Source organism: Celerinatantimonas diazotrophica, assembly GCF_004339545.1.
GTDB classification, from domain to species: domain Bacteria; phylum Pseudomonadota; class Gammaproteobacteria; order Enterobacterales; family Celerinatantimonadaceae; genus Celerinatantimonas; species Celerinatantimonas diazotrophica.
On sequence record NZ_SMGD01000007.1, the window covers coordinates 1 to 15,446 of the forward strand.

Here is a 15,446-nt window from a genome sequence, read left to right on the forward strand (position 1 = left end):
GGGCCGGCACCAGGGTCAGGGCATAGCGGGTGTGATGAAAGCCGGTGTCGCCCCGGGTAAAGGTGCTGACGATACCCGACCAGCGCTGCTGAGCGACACCATCCTGCCAGACGGTGAGGGTGGCTGGCTGGTCGATGAGGGTGGCCGCGTCCAGCTGGTCATTGCGGCTGGCCAGTTGCACCGTAAAGGCAAAGGGGGTGCTTAAGGCTTCCTGACCGGTAAAGGACACCACCTGCAGGCTGGGCTCAGTGAGCCCCTCAATCGTCAGGGTAAATTGTAATCCGCTGGGTTCTGCCATCATCAAACTCCGAATAAAAAATGGCAGTCACTTGCCATTCAATACGACATCAACATAAAAAAACATGCGACTCCCCGATAAGGTCGGTCACAGACGCGCTAAAGCCCGATTATCACGACCTGAATAACGAGGCTCTCAAGTCGTGATAACATGAATCAGATTGTATGCAGCAATGCGCAAAAGGCAGTTAATCAACCATTGCCGATTGCGTGTCTGCCGTCCCTTGCTGCGCGACCCATAACAATGCAATGCAAATGGCACCGATAAGGGTGCCGACATACCAGAATGGCAGCAGAATGATGGAAAACGCCCATTCACACGCCCGATTCCCGGTGAATGCGGACCACAATCCCAGCACGGCCAGTGCAATGGTCCCCACCTGATACACTAACATCAGTGAGCCGGCCCCAGCGCCGAAAAAGGCACCAAACATGCCGCCCATCACCAATCCTAAAACGGCAAAAATAGCAAAAAATAGCCCCATCACGCCGAGTAAAATACGTACAACGGTCTTCATAGTAATTCCTTGGTAAGGCCAACCTTCGCCGGTTGGCCTTTTGATACAAAAGTCGTGCTTACGCTTCCATCGGCGCGCGCCAGTCATCGGAGCCGGAAGTACCGGCAATGTCATGGGACCAGTCGATTTTGCGATAGGCCATGGAGACTTCAATGAGCTGGGTGAAATCGGATTTGGCCGGGTCCTGACAATGGGGCATCTGGGCATCGATGTTAACGATGGTGGCATCGGTCAGGGTGGTGGTGAAGAAATGTTCCTGTTTGCCTTCAACCGAGGTGCGATACCAGTTCAGGGTGACAGTGGGAAGCATTTCACCGGAGGCCAGGGCGTTGTAGAGCAATGGCACGGCTTTGTTAAGGGCCACGGTGAATTTAAACGGTTTGTGGACCCGCTGCCCTGCCGGCTGACCAGATTGCGGGTCGGTGGGGACGGTGACGACGTGTTTAAATTCCTGGACCAGCATTTCATCTTCGTGGCCCTGCACGTAGATGTTGCCGACGGAATCGGCGGTGAATGCGCCGGCGGTGATATTGCCTTGAGTTTTACCTTCGATGGAAATATAACAAGGAGTTGGCATGGATGTAATCCTCTTGATTTGGTTTATTGATGAAACGATAAAAAAGGAATCAACATCTATGCCACTTTTTTACAAATGATAAGGCATTGTTTTTAAGCATTATTTATTTTTCGGGATGAGAGGGATTGAGTCGGTCGAGCAAGAAGTTGCCTGGAGCGAGCAAAAAGTTGCCCGGCGGGCAATTTCTTGCTCGGTCAGTTTTTAAGCAATAGCATTCATTCACCGATAGAAAATCCCACTAAATGAGCCTTTTCGCCCTCGGTTTGATAGCAAATTTTTATATAATGAAGGGCATAATGATCATAACAACTAAGCGATTTTTGGGTGCAAGCAGGGCAAGGGATTTTACTTAATCGAGCAAGCTATGACAGTCGTAAACACCCTGTCATCGATTTATGGCTAGCAACAGCAACTGGCCCTGTACGCTTATGGATTGATGATCAGCAGCCATTGTTATTTATTGCATCAGCCCAGTTAGAAGCCGCCCAAAATGCCTTGCATTCACTGGTATGGCATGCCCAGAGCTTGCAACATCAGACTTTTGACCACCAGAGTGTTACTGGCCTTTACTTTTCCTCACTGGAACATTTTTATCGAGCCCGCGACCAGCTTGAGCATGCTGGCATTATCCATTTTGAAGCAGATGTTCGTCTTCACGAACGCTACCTAATGGAACGCTTTGCCTACGCAATGGTCGAGTTTTATGGCTCCCCCAGCTACAAAGATGGTTATACACAATATCACCAAGTCAAGCTACGAGGGATCGATGCACCAATTCCGGATCTTAAAGTACTCTCTTTTGACCTTGAATGCTCACGCCATGGCGAGCTCTATAGTATTGGTCTCAGTGGTTGTGGATGCGCTAAAGTACTTATGATTGGTTCACCAACACCCGCCGCAACTGAAATAGAATGGGTCAGTGATGAGAAAATGCTGATCAGCCGCTTGATCGACTGCGTGCAACAGCTTGACCCAGACCTATTAATTGGTTGGAATGTTGTGCAGTTCGATTGCCAACTGCTCGCTAAGCGTGCTCAAATCAATCGGCTGGAACTGCGGCTAGGACGAGGCAAAACTTTAGCGCGCTTTAAAGAGGGAACGCAATCACGCCAAGGCTCCTTTATCATTCCGGGACGGGTGGTGATTGATGGTATTGATGCCCTTAAAACAGCAACCTATTCTTTTGATAGCTTTAGCTTGGAGTCAGTCTCCCAAGCCCTACTCGGTCGCGGTAAGCTCACCGAGGATCCAGACCATCGGATGGCTGAAATTGAACATAACTTCCACTATGATAAGCCCACCCTCGCAGCCTACAACCTTGAAGATTGTCAACTGGTTGAAGCCATTTTCAGCCACACACATCTCATTGAATTTTTAGCATTACGCAGCCAGTTAACGGGCTTAGAGCTGGATCGTCAAGGGGGCAGCGTCGCAGCATTTAGTAATCTATATATGCCCAAACTACATCGGGCAAATTACATCGCGCCCAACTTACCTGCCGATGGCGGTTTAGCTAGCCCCGGTGGTTATGTGATGGACTCTAAACCGGGGCTATATCAGAATGTACTGGTTTTGGATTTTAAGAGCTTGTATCCCTCGATTATTCGCACCTTCAAAATCGACCCAATGGGGTTGATTGAGGGACTGGCGAAACCAGATAATGCGATCGATGGCTTTTTAGGCGCTAAATTTTCTCGCACCCAGCATTTCTTACCCGCAATTATTGGCGATCTGTGGCATCAGCGCGATATTGCTAAACAGCATCAAGATAAACCGCGTTCTCAAGCGATTAAAATTATCATGAATAGTTTTTATGGTGTTTTAGGCTCTGGAGGATGCCGGTTTTATGATCAGCGATTAGCCAGTTCCATTACTATGCGTGGCCACCAGATCATGCAGCAAACGGCCCAATGGATCCGCGATGCGGGGTTTGATGTCATTTATGGCGATACCGACTCAACCTTTGTGTTATTAGGTGAAGGTTTTACACCGAGCCAAGCACAAGCTACGGGCCAGCAATTACAAGATGAAATTAACGCCAAATGGCAAGCGCAAATCCAACAGCAATTTACGCTTGAATGCACTCTAGAGATAGAGTTTGAAACCCACTATCAACGCTTTCATATGCCAACGATTCGAGGCTCCCAAGCTGGCAGCAAAAAGCGCTACGCTGGTATCACGCCGCAAGGACAGATTGTCTTTAAAGGGTTGGAGAATGTCCGCAGCGACTGGACAGAGTTAGCGAAACACTTTCAAAGTCAGCTCTATCAGCTGGTCTTTGCTGAGCAAAACCCCAGTGAGATGATCCGTACGCTGGTTGAAGAAACTCGCCATGGTATACGCGATAATCAGTTGATTTATCGTAAACGACTACGCCGTGATCTGGATGAATACAGCAAAAACATTCCTCCGCAAGTGCGCGCTGCCCGCGATGCAGATGCGCGCAATCAGGCTCTTGGGAAATCCCTGCGTTATCAAAACCGCGGCTGGATTCAATACGTAATCACCGTTAATGGCCCACAAGCACTGGAATATCATGAGGCGCCCATCGATTATCAACATTACATCGACAAACAACTCAAACCCGTTGCTGATGCACTGTTGCCTTTAGTCGGGCTCGATTTTGACGCAATTATTAGCGCGCAGTTGGGCCTTTTTTAGCGTATTTAGGCTTCTTGTGGCATCTCGAGTGACTTCGATGCAATGAGCACTAAAACCGAACGCGGAGCTAACCTCACGATATCCGATTCAACGCATTTAGCATTCTGGTAACTGTATATATCATCTGGTGGCGCCAGTGCTGTATTGATCACCTGACGCCAGTGTTTACCAGCTTTGAGCTCTGGTAGTTCAAAATCTAGCGGCTCCCAATAGGCATTCACGGCTAAATAAAGGTTTTCTTCACGGTATGGTAAGTTGTAGCTCAAGGCAATAGTATGCGAGTCTTCTGACCAATCGGGCTGATTGGCTTTAACACCATGCCATTTGATTTGGCTATCGTTCAAAATTGAACTTAACGGATGATGAATATACTGATCAAGGGCTGGCGTTAGAAACCGAAACTCAATTAACTTTTGTACAAACCGTAACAGCCCTGCATTTTGTTTCACCAGCGACCAATCCAGCCAATTTTGCGGCGTGTCTTGGCAATAGGTATTATTATTCCCCCACTGAGTACGTCCAATCTCATCGCCCATATTGATCATTGGCGTCCCCAAAGACATTAACATGATAGTGAAGAAGTTTTTTACCTGCCGCTCTCGGATCTGACGCACCTGGCGATTTTTTGTGGGTCCTTCAACCCCGAAGTTAAAGCTTAAATTATGATTATCCCCATCACGGTTATTTTCACCGTTAGCCTCATTATGTTTGTGGTTGTAGCTGACTAAATCACGCAGCGTAAAACCATCGTGCGCAGTAACAAAATTAATGGAGCGGTGCGGAGTTCGATGATCTTCGTAATACAAGTCGGGACTTCCCAACAAACGGCTGGCAAATCGACCAACGCGATGATTATCACCGCGCAAAAATGCTCGGACATCATCACGAAACATGCCATTCCATTCATTCCATCGATCGCCGACAAACTTCCCAACCTGATACAATCCACCAGCATCCCAGGCTTCAGCAATGATCTTCGTTCCAGCAAGGATGGGATCTGAATCAATCGACCATAACAGCGGAGGATCATTAAGAACATGCCCTTGTGAGTCACGCATCAGTACCGAGGCTAAATCAAAACGAAAGCCATCGACATGCATCTGTGTCACCCAGAAGGTTAACACATCACGGATCATACGGCGCATTACCGAATTATTGGTGTTGCAGGTATTACCACATCCACTGTAATTACTGTAATAACGTTGATCAGACTGCTCTAAAATATAATAGGTGTCGTTTTGCAGTCCCCGGAGGCTTAGCGTTGGGCCATTTTCATTGCCTTCACTGGTATGGTTGAACACCACATCAACAATCACTTCTATTCCAGCCGCATGTAATTCACGTACCATCAGCCGAAATTCATCAAATGGTCCACCCAACTTTTGATTGGAACTATATTGGCTGTGCGGAGCAAAAAACCCGATCGGACAGTACCCCCAATAGTTCGTCTTGCCTTGCGCCGCATCAGAGGGGTCAAATTGAGCTACAGGCATCAGCTCGACAGCGGTCACTCCTAGTTTCTTCAAGTAGGGAATTTTCTCAATCACCCCAGCATAGGTTCCGCGTTTATTCTCGGTCACCCCAGAACTAGGATGGCGAGTAAAACCGCCAATATGCATTTCGTAGATAATTGTATCGGCAAGTGGACGATGAATCGGTTTCGTTCCTTGCCAATCGAAATGACGCCGTTCCAACACGACCGACTTTAACGCACAATGCTCAGTCGATTTACCATATTCACTATAGAGCTGGCGTGAATAATTATTAGGAAAACGAATCTCCTTGGCGTAAGGATCACATAGAACTTTAGAGGCATCAAAACGCAGCCCTTTTTCCAAATCATAAGGGCCTTCGACCTGAAACCCGTATAAGGTACCCACTCCCAGACCTTCAACAAATATATGCCAATAGTTGTCCGTGCGATTCTTGTGTCGATCCAGAACAATCCGCTCACTAGGCGTGCGACTGTTGAGCTCATCAAACAGCAGAAGGGTCACGCTCTGAGCAGATTTGCTATACAGGCTAAAATTGATCCCATGCGTTTCAAGACATGCCCCTAATGGGTAGCTACGTCCTGCTTGCGTTATAAACATCGTTCCCAGCCTCTAAAAATTTTATTGTAAGCCGTTATATGTTATCTACTTAAGCATGGTTCGAACCGAATAAAAAGCAAGCAAGGGAAGAAAGTAATAAAAAGAAGAAGTTCTCAACCGCTACAGAGCATAGCGGTTGAGAGTCAAATAGACTTATGAGCGGGGTGCCATCGAATAGGTCATATCTTGTGAACCACGACGACGCTTAGTGATTCGATTTGCACCATAACGGTTCATTTGTGGCAAGTCATCAGGTAGCATGACTTCCAATAATTCTTGCTCGACTTCCACTTCCATCGCTTTAATCATCTGTAAATAGTTAAGTTTTTCCTGGGTCATTACATTATCCTCGATGGTGGTTTCATCATAAGATAAGCAACAAATATGCCAAAATAAAAAGCGAAAGTACTGAAAGGTTAAAACACACTGGGGTGTGGAAAAAAGGGGCCACTAATTGGGAGAAATAGTGGCCCTAAAAAAAGTAACTAAACATATGTCTTACTTAATGATAAAAAGTATCATTAGGCAATGCATATACTCTTAAGACGAGTCAAAAGAGCACTGCATAGCATACCGATAAAATGGGTGTGATGCGACCACTAGATCGATTTTAATGAAAAGATCATCATTAGTCATACCGATAAACAGAGAGGGCAGCTACAAGAGCTGCCCGAAAGTACTGTTGGTACGTTCCTTAACCAAATCTGGCTCCCTGCACTATCCCTCTGCAATCGCTATCCATTGCGTTCCTTTCCACCTGATCAAGCACTATTCCCAATACTTATCAAGCATATCCCTACCATCAATGGTTATGCATCTTTTCTTCCTTGGATGCACATCTCCTTCCCGGGAGGTGTCCAATGATTTCCCTAGCCTTCCTAGCGAGCATGATTTCCTATCTGCCCTATCTGTCCCTACACTTAAAAGTCTACTGCAATCGGAATTTTAATCACTGGGGTAAACCAAGATTAAAAATAGGTAAAGATTCTTTATCTTGCCTATCTGATTGATTTAAATATTTAATTAAAATTTTACGGGCAATTTTTTAGCAAAAAAACTGGCATGCCTGAGGGATATATCGCACATCCCATGTGGTTTTTTGTATATCAAAGGCATTGGATGACGAGGGGAAAATAGAAGAAGATTTTTACGAATGCACAAAAAGTTGAGGCGGCACTAAAAGTGCCGCCTCGATAGTCATATGGCTCGATATCCGTGAACCTGTATTGCTCCCTGCAATCCCAATGACTTAAATAACTATCCCTATTTATTTCCGCTTCACAATTCCGTTGCGTATCCTTTAGCCTTCATTGGCATAACAAGCAATCCATACTTGCTGCTCTCTCCTTCCTGGAGGTGTCCCTTTTCTCATTCCTAGAGAAAATCCTTACCACTATCCTTAGTGTTTTTCCTTCTTGGAAAATTTGCCTCCCTACGCGATTAATAATAGCGAAAGAGGCCCGTAGAAGATCATCGAATCGATAATAAAAAATGGTAAAAATTTTGTTAAATCATATAACTAATTGAAATATATTATATTTATAAAGTTCACTCACAAAAAACAGTTCTTTATCTGACACCCATGTGAGATATCTCTCACAGTCAATAGGCACAAATAGCTATTTTTCAGGAATGCCGATGATCATCAGCCATTCTCCCGGCAACTAATAAGGGCGACGCATCGAGATGCTCTGCATTCATCATCGCAGAGATTCTCTGCACACTAGACAACAACAATAGTTGCTCCCACTCTTCTAAGCGCTGAAAGCGTGAGACAAAACCATCTTGCAAAGGCAGAGGCGCTTTACTAAGAACTTCGCGACCAGATTCTGTTAAGTGGGCATGAACTTTACGTTTATCCAGCTGGCTACGCAACCGAACAACTAATCCGCGTTTTTCCAGACGGTCTAAAATCGTTGTGGCAGTTGCCTGACTCATATTGGTATTTTTTGCCATCTGGCGAATAGTCTCTTCTGCTGAATCACGGATTTCACGCATTAATACCAGCTGAGGTCCGGTAAGGCCGACCTCTTTGCTCAAGCGACTCGAATGCAAATCAATCGCCCGAATAATCTGCCGAATAGCCACTAAAACCTCTTCATGTCTTTCCATTATGAGTCCACCTAAATCTCTCAAAAATTGTTTCGATTAAACGCTGGCTTAACAAAAACGATTCGCTTCCCTAACGCTCAATCATTATAATTAGCCTTCTAACCCTTTTTAAACGGAAAATGTAAAATCAATTATTAAAAAATCATATAAAAGACCACTAAATCACCCATAAATGCTATAAATAATGGACTTTCGCTAAAGATTATAATTTATTCTATCTTATTATTGTTTAGAGAACTATAGTTAGAACTCTAATTATTAGATTTTATTACATCAAAGCCAAATTTTACCGGTGGGATTTTAGCAGAATGCCCAGTTCACCGCTGGACTCTTTATTCTTCGATTGGTCTTTGGCCATTCACAGAGGTATTTTTTCAGAAACAGTCTCACTCTCAAAGAGCTACAACTCTTGAACAATGGCGTTGCGCATCTAATACAACGTATTTGGAATACAAAAGCCATCGTTTAGAAACAAACTGCTCGGTCCATAAGCTCCTAACAAAGACTGATAAAAGCGCGAATATCTTGCATCTCTCACCTGGATAATTATAAATTAGCTACCTGCCGGGATAATTCAGTAATAAAGGAACCAACTCTTGCATGAAACGCACAAATAATTCGATTGGTCTACTCTATGAAATGGCTGTATTTGCAACGGTTGTTGAAGCTGATAGTTTCTCCGCTGCAGCCAAAATTCTGGGGGTTTCCCCTTCATCGGTCAGTCGCAGTATTAACCGGTTAGAAGAGCAGTTAAATTGTCGCCTATTAGAACGGACGACCCGCAAATTACGTTTAAATGAGCAGGGCCAAGCCGTCTACCAACGCTGTAAAGACATGCGCAGTGCAGCAGATGCCGTGCTAGATGTTAGTGGACAATCGAATCCTTTACCGCAAGGAACCTTGCGAATCAGCATTCCCAAAGCGATTGGACATCTGTTAATCCACCCACTCATGCCAGAGTTTCTCAATCGTTATCCCAAAGTCAATGTGCAAATGCTGCTTGAAGACCGCTATATCGACCTGATTGATGATCGGATGGATTTGGCGATTCGAATTACCGAGGATCCGCCGGTAGGAATGGTTGGTAGAAAACTTCTCAATATCGAGCATGTCATTTGTGCAAGTCCTGATTATCTGACTCGCTTTGAAACCATTGAGCACCCACGCCAATTACGGGAACACAGCTGTATCTATTTAAGTGAACAACCGAAAGATCGCCAATGGACATTCCATAAGCAAACGCAAAAAATCACCATCGAAGTCACTGGCCGCTATGCCGTCAATCATACCCAAGTCCGATTAGATGCAGCGAAACAGGGACTAGGAATCACCAGTTTACCCTATTTTACGGTTCACGAAGCGCTACAAAAAGGAGAACTGGTTCAGGTGTTGCCAGAATGGCATTTCTTAACCGGTTATACAGGCGCAGCCTGGCTCATCTATCCCCCCAACCGCTACCAGCCCACCAAAATTAAAGTTTTCATTGATTATCTGGTTGAAAAACTATCCCACTCAGGTCTCTAAACTTAAAAAGCCAACCGATTAATCAGTTGGCTTTATGGTATTTATCAACAATCCAATCAGTATAACTATTTAGCAGCAGCCTTAGCTTGCTTAATCCACTGATTAAATTCTTTTTGATGCGCATGAATCCATGCTGTTGCATGGTCGTGAATATCTGCTTCACTGGACTGACCTTTACGCATCATTAAGTTTTCGGCACTAATATCATTGACACTCAGTTTCATTATCGAGAACAGTTTCGCTGCTGCGGGATTTTTTTCCGCCCATTTTTTATTCGCAACGATGTTCATATTATTCAGACCGAAACCGTAGTTTTTACCATTTGGTAATTCGGTACTGGCGTTTGGCTTACCAGGAACAGCCGAGAATGGGACCTGTAACCAAACAACATCTTTACCTGGGACCAAGACCCCACTAACCCAGTATGGAACCCATGTATAATAGAGAATCGGTTTACCTTCTTTATAACGCGTGATGGTATCAGCCATCAATGCAGAATAGTTCCCTTCATCAATCTCTACTGTTTTTGATAAACCAAACTTCTTAATCTGATAGTTGGTTGTTGTTTCACAACCCCAACCGGGATTACAACCAGTCATATTGGCCTTACCATCACCGTTACTATCAAATAATTTAGCGATTTTCGGGTTTTTTAACTGCTCAATATTGGTGATATGATATTTTTCAGCCGTTTTTTTATCAATCAGATACCCCTGCGCAGCACCAGTGACATAATGACCTTTACGATAAAAAACTTTGTTTCCCCCAGCAGCTTTATATTTCTCGTCATGCAATGGCTGCCAGTTTACAGCCATGAAGGTTGCATCCCCATTCGCGATGGCAGTATAGGCAACGTTATAATCCACCTGCTTAATCGGTTTGATAGTATAGCCTAGTTTTTTCAGCGCCTGATCAACGATGATCGTCTGAAACATCTCTTCTTGAATGGTACTTTGAATCGGTTGTACTGATTTACCCGCGCCTGGCAAGTCAGCGGCATTAACGCTCAAAGAAGAGCCGGCGGTAACGGCTGCCAGCGCTATAGCTGTCCAACGTAGTTTCATATTTCCTCCATGCGCTTGTTCTATGTACAAGCTACTATTAATTGCAAAATCAGGGACCCTGATTGTTTGTTAGTATTTCATCACTTTGTCGCGGCCTGTTTGGCAACCGTAATCCAGTGATTAAAGGTTTTTTGATGCGCTTTAATCCATCCGTCGGCATGCGCCTGAATGTCCGAATTACTGCTTTGTCCATGACGCATCATTAAGTTCTCGGCGCTAACATCGTTTACATTTAACTTCATAATCGCGAATAACTTGCCAGCAGCAGGATTTTGTTGAACCCACTTTTTATTCGCCACAATTCGCTGGTTGTTCATCGGGAAACCATAGTTTTTGCCGTTGCTCACCGAGGTATTGGCTTGTGGCTCTCCCGGAATGGCTGAAAACGGAACTTGTAACCAAACGACATCTTTGCCAGGAACCAATACACCACTCACCCAATATGGTGTCCAAGCATAATAAAGAATGGGTTTCCCCTGTTTATAACGTGCAATCGTGTTGGCAATAATCGCTGCATAATTGCCACTATTAGACTCTACTGTCTTACTTAAGCCATATTGTTTAAGCTGATAATTGATAATGTCACTGCATGCCCAACCTGGATCACAACTGGTTAAATCTGCTTTACCATCACCATTTTGATCGAACAACTTAGCCAATTTGGGATCCTTAAGTTGTTGAATATTGGTAATATGATATTTATCGGCAGTTTTCTTATCGATCATGTATCCTTGAGCAGAATTGGCGATATAAACCCCTTTGCGATAAAAGACTTTATCCCCACCCGCTGATCGATATTTTTCAACCTGATTAGGTTCCCAGCTATCGGCCATAAATGTAGCATCACCATTGGCAACCGAAGTATATGCAACGTTGTAGGAAACCTGCTTAATAGGATTTACCTTATATCCCAGCTTTTCCAATGCCCTATCTACAATCATCGTTTGGAACGTTTCTTCCTGAAGCGTACTTTGAATTGGCTGAACGGTTTTCCCCGCCCCGGGGAGCGACGCCGCATTCGCTTGCATGACAACTATCGTTAAACTAAACCCTAGCCAAATATGGGGAGATATCAATTTCATTTAAATCCTCTTAAATGTGACTTAATCTAATAGCCCTGCTAAGACTCTGCATATAGTTGCGATAATGCTTATAAAACCGACGAACATCCTTGTCTAAAATCCCAGTGAAAAACCAAGATGAAAATAAAAGCCATGTTAAACATGGCTTTTATTTAGTTAGATGGGCTAGTTATTAGCGGCGGCCTTAGCCTGTTTAATCCAATCATTAAACTGACTCTGGTGTGCTTTAATCCAAGCTTGCGCGTGGGCGGCAATATCTGCATCTGAATTTTCACCCTTACGCATCATCAGGTTTTCAGCACTTACGTCATTCACACTTAATTTCATAATGGCAAATAACTTCGCTGCAGCAGGATTCTGTTCAGCCCATTTTTTATTGGCAACAATTCGCTCGTTATTCATGTTAAAGCCGTAGTTTTTGCCGTTAGGCATGGTTGTATCCGCGTTAGGGTCTCCGGGAATCGCTGTAAATGGGACCTGCAACCAAACCACATCTTTACCTGGAACCAACACTCCACCAACCCAGTTTGGGGTCCAAGTGTAATAAATCACGGGTTTTCCGGCACGATAACGGGCAATGGTATTGGCGATAATGGCTGAATAATTGCCTTCATTCAGCTCGGCCGTTTTCGTCAGACCATATTTTTTCATATGGTAGTTAGTGACCTTGTAACATCCCCAACCAGGGTTACAACCAGCGATATCCGCTTTACCGTCACCATTAGAGTCAAACAACTTGGCAATTTTGGGATCTCTAAGCTGAGCAATATTTGTAATGTGATATTTGTCAGCCGTTTTTTTATCAATTAGATAACCTTGCGCAGCACCAGTGATGTAATCACCTTTACGATAAAAAACTTTATCCCCCCCTGCTTTTTTGTATTTACTATTATGGAGTGGATCCCAGTTGGTTGTCATAAATGTAGTATCGCCATTGGCGATCGATGTATACCCAACGTTATAGTCAACCATTTTGGGGTTTTTAACGGTATACCCCAGCTGTTTTAGCGCATCATCTACAATCAGAGTCTGAAACAACTCTTCTTGGACGGTGTACACTGGTTGTGCACTTACGCCTTTGCCAGGGAGAGGCGCCGCAGTGGCTTGAGCACTTAATGCCAGAGCAATACCACAAGTGGCGGTCAGGCTTAGGTGTTTCAAAGTCATTTTCATTGTCGTGTCTCTCCTTTAGTAGATTTTATCCGTTTGCCAAAAGATAGCTCAGCCCCATGAAATACACCGGTCTTAGTTCTTACCAGTCAATTTCAGCACTATCCCTACAGGTCCAGTCTGATACCAGTGACGTGCAGCTTTAGAGCGAGCATCCCGACCCATGGATTGAGTCAGACGGTCTAATACAATCGCCATCACAACGATGCCTAAGCCCCCCGTAGCGGCAAGTCCCATATCTAATCGGCCAATCCCGCGCAATACCATCTGGCCTAAACCACCGACAGCAATCATCGATGCAATCACAACCATTGATAACGACAGCATCAGAGTCTGGTTGACACCAGCCATAATTGTTGGCATCGCCAATGGTAATTGCACTTTAAACAGCAATTGTTTTGGACTTGCACCAAAAGAATTAGCTGCTTCGATGAGCTCAGCAGGAACCTGACGAATACCCAAAATAGTCAGGCGAATAATGGGTGGCAGAGCAAAAATAATGGTGACCACAACCCCAGGGACGTTACCGATACCAAACAACATGACAATAGGCACCAAATAAACGAATGCGGGGGTAGTCTGCATCGCATCTAAAAATGGCCGAATTATCTTCGCGGCTCGTTCACTACGTGCCAGCCAAATCCCGATCGGTAAGCCAATCACCAAACAGAACAAAACAGCAGTTAAGACCAATGCCAATGTCACCATTGCTTGGCTCCAAGCGCCAATGGCCCCAATAATCACCAGTGAAACAGCTGCTGCGATACCAAGACGAAGTCCGGCAATCTGCCAGGCAATTAGAAATGCCAATACAATCATGACTGGCGAAGGCAATGCCTGTAGGATCGTCTGGAATAGCGTCAAGATATAATCAATCGGCAGACTAATCGCCTTAAATGCAGGGCGAAAGTTTGCCACCAACCAATTCAGCGCCGTTTCCACCCAATGGGCAAAAGGAATCAATTTATGCTGAAACGGGTGCCACCAGTCAAAAGTCTGTGCGTGTTGAGCTGGAGCATGTAACCAACTAGCGTCAGTATTTGCAGGGGCTGCACCCCATGGATCTTGTGATGCGTTACTCATAATGGTTATTAAATCTCTCTATCTAAAGCTTTCAACAAACGGGCTTTGGTGATAACACCGTAATATTTACCTTGCTCATCAACGACAGGAACCGCATTGGCCTCACTGGCAACATCGGTCAAAAGGTCACTCAGCAGGGTATCTGGGGCAATTGTCATTGCATCTTCATCAAGAGCAGCCATCAGCGTCGAACGTTCTCGAGACGCTTTTCGCAGTGATGCAAGAGTGACCATCCCGAGATATCGTTCGGCTCTATCTAACACCACACCATAGTCCCAGTCGCTATCATCAATCAGCTGCAATGCGGCACTGGCACCATCGTGTTCATTTTTGCGAATAACCGTTGGCACATTACGCCGAGCGATGTCTTTCGCGCCAAAGACATTCGAAACATCCACCCCTTTGAAGAAGGAAGAGACATAGTCATTTGCTGGATTATGTAAAATATCATCAGGGGTCCCGATCTGAACCACTTCGCCCCCTTGCATAATGGCAATCCGATCACCAATACGCATGGCTTCATCCAAGTCATGGGAAATAAAGACAATGGTTCGCTGATCATCATTTTGCAAACGCAATAACTCATCCTGCATTTCGGTACGGATTAACGGGTCAAGCGCTGAAAATGCTTCATCCATCAACAAAATTTCGGGGTCATTCGTTAGCGCTCGAGCCAAACCAACTCGCTGTTGCATCCCACCTGAGAGTTCATCCGGGTATGATTCGGTATAAGGCCCCAAACCCACGCGTTCCAGCGCCTTTCGCGCAGCAGCATAACGAGCTTCTTGCTCAACACCGGCCAACTCCAAACCAAATGCAGCGTTATCGATGATATTTAGATGAGGCATCAGTGCAAATGACTGGAAGACCATTGAGATGGAGTGACGACGGACTTTGCGAAGCTCCGCATCGCTAATCACCGCAATATCACGATCGTTTAATAAGACATGCCCACTGGTGGGTGTGATCAATCGGTTCAACAAACGGACGAGAGTTGATTTACCCGAGCCAGATAGGCCCATGATGACAAAGATTTCCCCTTCATTGATTGACAAAGACGCATCATTAACGCCAACCGTCAAACCAGTTTGCTGAAAAATCTCATCTTTACTTTTTCCCTGCTCAATGAGCGGAAAGGCGCGCTTAGGGTCATCGCCAAAAACCTTAAATAGGTTTTTTACTTCTAGTTTTACTGTCATAAATCCTACTGAACTCGAAAAGTTAATATGGGATAAGGGCCGTAAAAAGCATCTTTATTATTAGTA

Annotated in this window: 13 protein-coding genes; 2 read left to right on the forward strand and 11 right to left on the reverse strand. The window is 44.9% G+C overall.

What is annotated here, in order from left to right:
* The 3 genes from EV690_RS02775 to EV690_RS02785 form a co-directional block, all read right to left on the reverse strand.
* Nucleotides 1-301: contractile injection system protein, VgrG/Pvc8 family (locus EV690_RS02775; protein WP_267901905.1), on the reverse strand; the 301-nt coding region annotated here is incomplete at its 3' end.
* Nucleotides 302-485: 184 nt separating this feature from the next.
* Nucleotides 486-815, reverse strand: a complete 330-nt coding sequence (locus tag EV690_RS02780; protein ID WP_131911425.1) for a hypothetical protein — start codon at nucleotides 813-815, stop codon at nucleotides 486-488.
* A gap of 58 nt (nucleotides 816-873) precedes the next feature.
* A complete protein-coding gene (locus EV690_RS02785) occupies nucleotides 874-1,392 on the reverse strand; it encodes an Hcp family type VI secretion system effector (RefSeq protein ID WP_131911373.1) in 519 nt (172 codons plus the stop codon).
* A gap of 324 nt (nucleotides 1,393-1,716) precedes the next feature.
* Here EV690_RS02785 and EV690_RS02790 point away from each other — a divergent pair, with 324 nt between their 5' ends.
* Nucleotides 1,717-4,053 (forward strand): DNA polymerase II, encoded by a 2,337-nt coding sequence (locus tag EV690_RS02790; protein WP_131911426.1) that lies wholly within the window; start codon nucleotides 1,717-1,719, stop codon nucleotides 4,051-4,053.
* 5 nt (nucleotides 4,054-4,058) lie between these two features.
* On the opposite strand, the gene glgX is transcribed toward EV690_RS02790, so the two are convergent.
* From glgX to EV690_RS02805, 3 genes are all read right to left on the reverse strand, one after another.
* Entirely contained in the window at nucleotides 4,059-6,146 is a 2,088-nt protein-coding gene (glgX, locus tag EV690_RS02795) for a glycogen debranching protein GlgX (RefSeq protein ID WP_131911427.1), read from the reverse strand.
* A 153-nt stretch (nucleotides 6,147-6,299) separates the two neighbouring features.
* A complete protein-coding gene (locus EV690_RS02800) occupies nucleotides 6,300-6,485 on the reverse strand; it encodes a hypothetical protein (protein ID WP_131911428.1) in 186 nt (61 codons plus the stop codon).
* 1,287 nt (nucleotides 6,486-7,772) lie between these two features.
* On the reverse strand, nucleotides 7,773-8,258 hold the full coding sequence (locus tag EV690_RS02805; RefSeq protein ID WP_131911429.1) for a MarR family winged helix-turn-helix transcriptional regulator: 486 nt from the start codon (nucleotides 8,256-8,258) through the stop codon (nucleotides 7,773-7,775).
* 600 nt (nucleotides 8,259-8,858) lie between these two features.
* On the opposite strand from EV690_RS02805, the gene EV690_RS02810 reads away from it, so the two are divergent.
* On the forward strand, nucleotides 8,859-9,782 hold the full coding sequence (locus EV690_RS02810; RefSeq protein ID WP_131911430.1) for a LysR family transcriptional regulator: 924 nt from the start codon (nucleotides 8,859-8,861) through the stop codon (nucleotides 9,780-9,782).
* A gap of 65 nt (nucleotides 9,783-9,847) precedes the next feature.
* Here EV690_RS02810 and proX (EV690_RS02815) read toward each other — a convergent pair whose 3' ends face one another.
* The 5 genes from proX (EV690_RS02815) to proV form a co-directional block, all read right to left on the reverse strand.
* Complete coding sequence (gene proX / locus EV690_RS02815) at nucleotides 9,848-10,846, reverse strand: glycine betaine/L-proline ABC transporter substrate-binding protein ProX (protein ID WP_131911431.1); 999 nt, start codon at nucleotides 10,844-10,846, stop codon at nucleotides 9,848-9,850.
* An 80-nt stretch (nucleotides 10,847-10,926) separates the two neighbouring features.
* Nucleotides 10,927-11,928, reverse strand: coding sequence for a glycine betaine/L-proline ABC transporter substrate-binding protein ProX (gene proX, locus EV690_RS02820; RefSeq protein WP_131911432.1), 1,002 nt, complete (start codon nucleotides 11,926-11,928; stop codon nucleotides 10,927-10,929).
* Nucleotides 11,929-12,093: 165 nt separating this feature from the next.
* The gene (proX, locus tag EV690_RS02825; protein WP_224054957.1) at nucleotides 12,094-13,101 is read right to left on the reverse strand and encodes a glycine betaine/L-proline ABC transporter substrate-binding protein ProX; all 1,008 of its coding nucleotides are present in this window, start codon (nucleotides 13,099-13,101) and stop codon (nucleotides 12,094-12,096) included.
* A 72-nt stretch (nucleotides 13,102-13,173) separates the two neighbouring features.
* Nucleotides 13,174-14,181, reverse strand: a complete 1,008-nt coding sequence (proW, locus tag EV690_RS02830; RefSeq protein WP_131911433.1) for a glycine betaine/L-proline ABC transporter permease ProW — start codon at nucleotides 14,179-14,181, stop codon at nucleotides 13,174-13,176.
* 8 nt (nucleotides 14,182-14,189) lie between these two features.
* Nucleotides 14,190-15,380 (reverse strand): glycine betaine/L-proline ABC transporter ATP-binding protein ProV, encoded by a 1,191-nt coding sequence (proV, locus tag EV690_RS02835; protein WP_131911434.1) that lies wholly within the window; start codon nucleotides 15,378-15,380, stop codon nucleotides 14,190-14,192.
* Nucleotides 15,381-15,446: the final 66 nt, after the last annotated feature.

Bases quoted from the DNA above. Each gene is read 5' to 3' on its own strand.
- proX (WP_224054957.1), bottom strand. From the start codon at position 13,101: ATGAAAATGACTTTGAAACACCTAAGCCTGACCGCCACTTGTGGTATT.
- EV690_RS02805 (WP_131911429.1), bottom strand. From the start codon at position 8,258: ATGGAAAGACATGAAGAGGTTTTAGTGGCTATTCGGCAGATTATTCGG.
- proW (WP_131911433.1), bottom strand. From the start codon at position 14,181: ATGAGTAACGCATCACAAGATCCATGGGGTGCAGCCCCTGCAAATACT.
- EV690_RS02785 (WP_131911373.1), bottom strand. From the start codon at position 1,392: ATGCCAACTCCTTGTTATATTTCCATCGAAGGTAAAACTCAAGGCAAT.
- proV (WP_131911434.1), bottom strand. From the start codon at position 15,380: ATGACAGTAAAACTAGAAGTAAAAAACCTATTTAAGGTTTTTGGCGAT.
- EV690_RS02780 (WP_131911425.1), bottom strand. From the start codon at position 815: ATGAAGACCGTTGTACGTATTTTACTCGGCGTGATGGGGCTATTTTTT.
- EV690_RS02810 (WP_131911430.1), top strand. From the start codon at position 8,859: ATGAAACGCACAAATAATTCGATTGGTCTACTCTATGAAATGGCTGTA.
- proX (WP_131911431.1), bottom strand. From the start codon at position 10,846: ATGAAACTACGTTGGACAGCTATAGCGCTGGCAGCCGTTACCGCCGGC.
- proX (WP_131911432.1), bottom strand. From the start codon at position 11,928: ATGAAATTGATATCTCCCCATATTTGGCTAGGGTTTAGTTTAACGATA.
- glgX (WP_131911427.1), bottom strand. From the start codon at position 6,146: ATGTTTATAACGCAAGCAGGACGTAGCTACCCATTAGGGGCATGTCTT.
- EV690_RS02800 (WP_131911428.1), bottom strand. From the start codon at position 6,485: ATGACCCAGGAAAAACTTAACTATTTACAGATGATTAAAGCGATGGAA.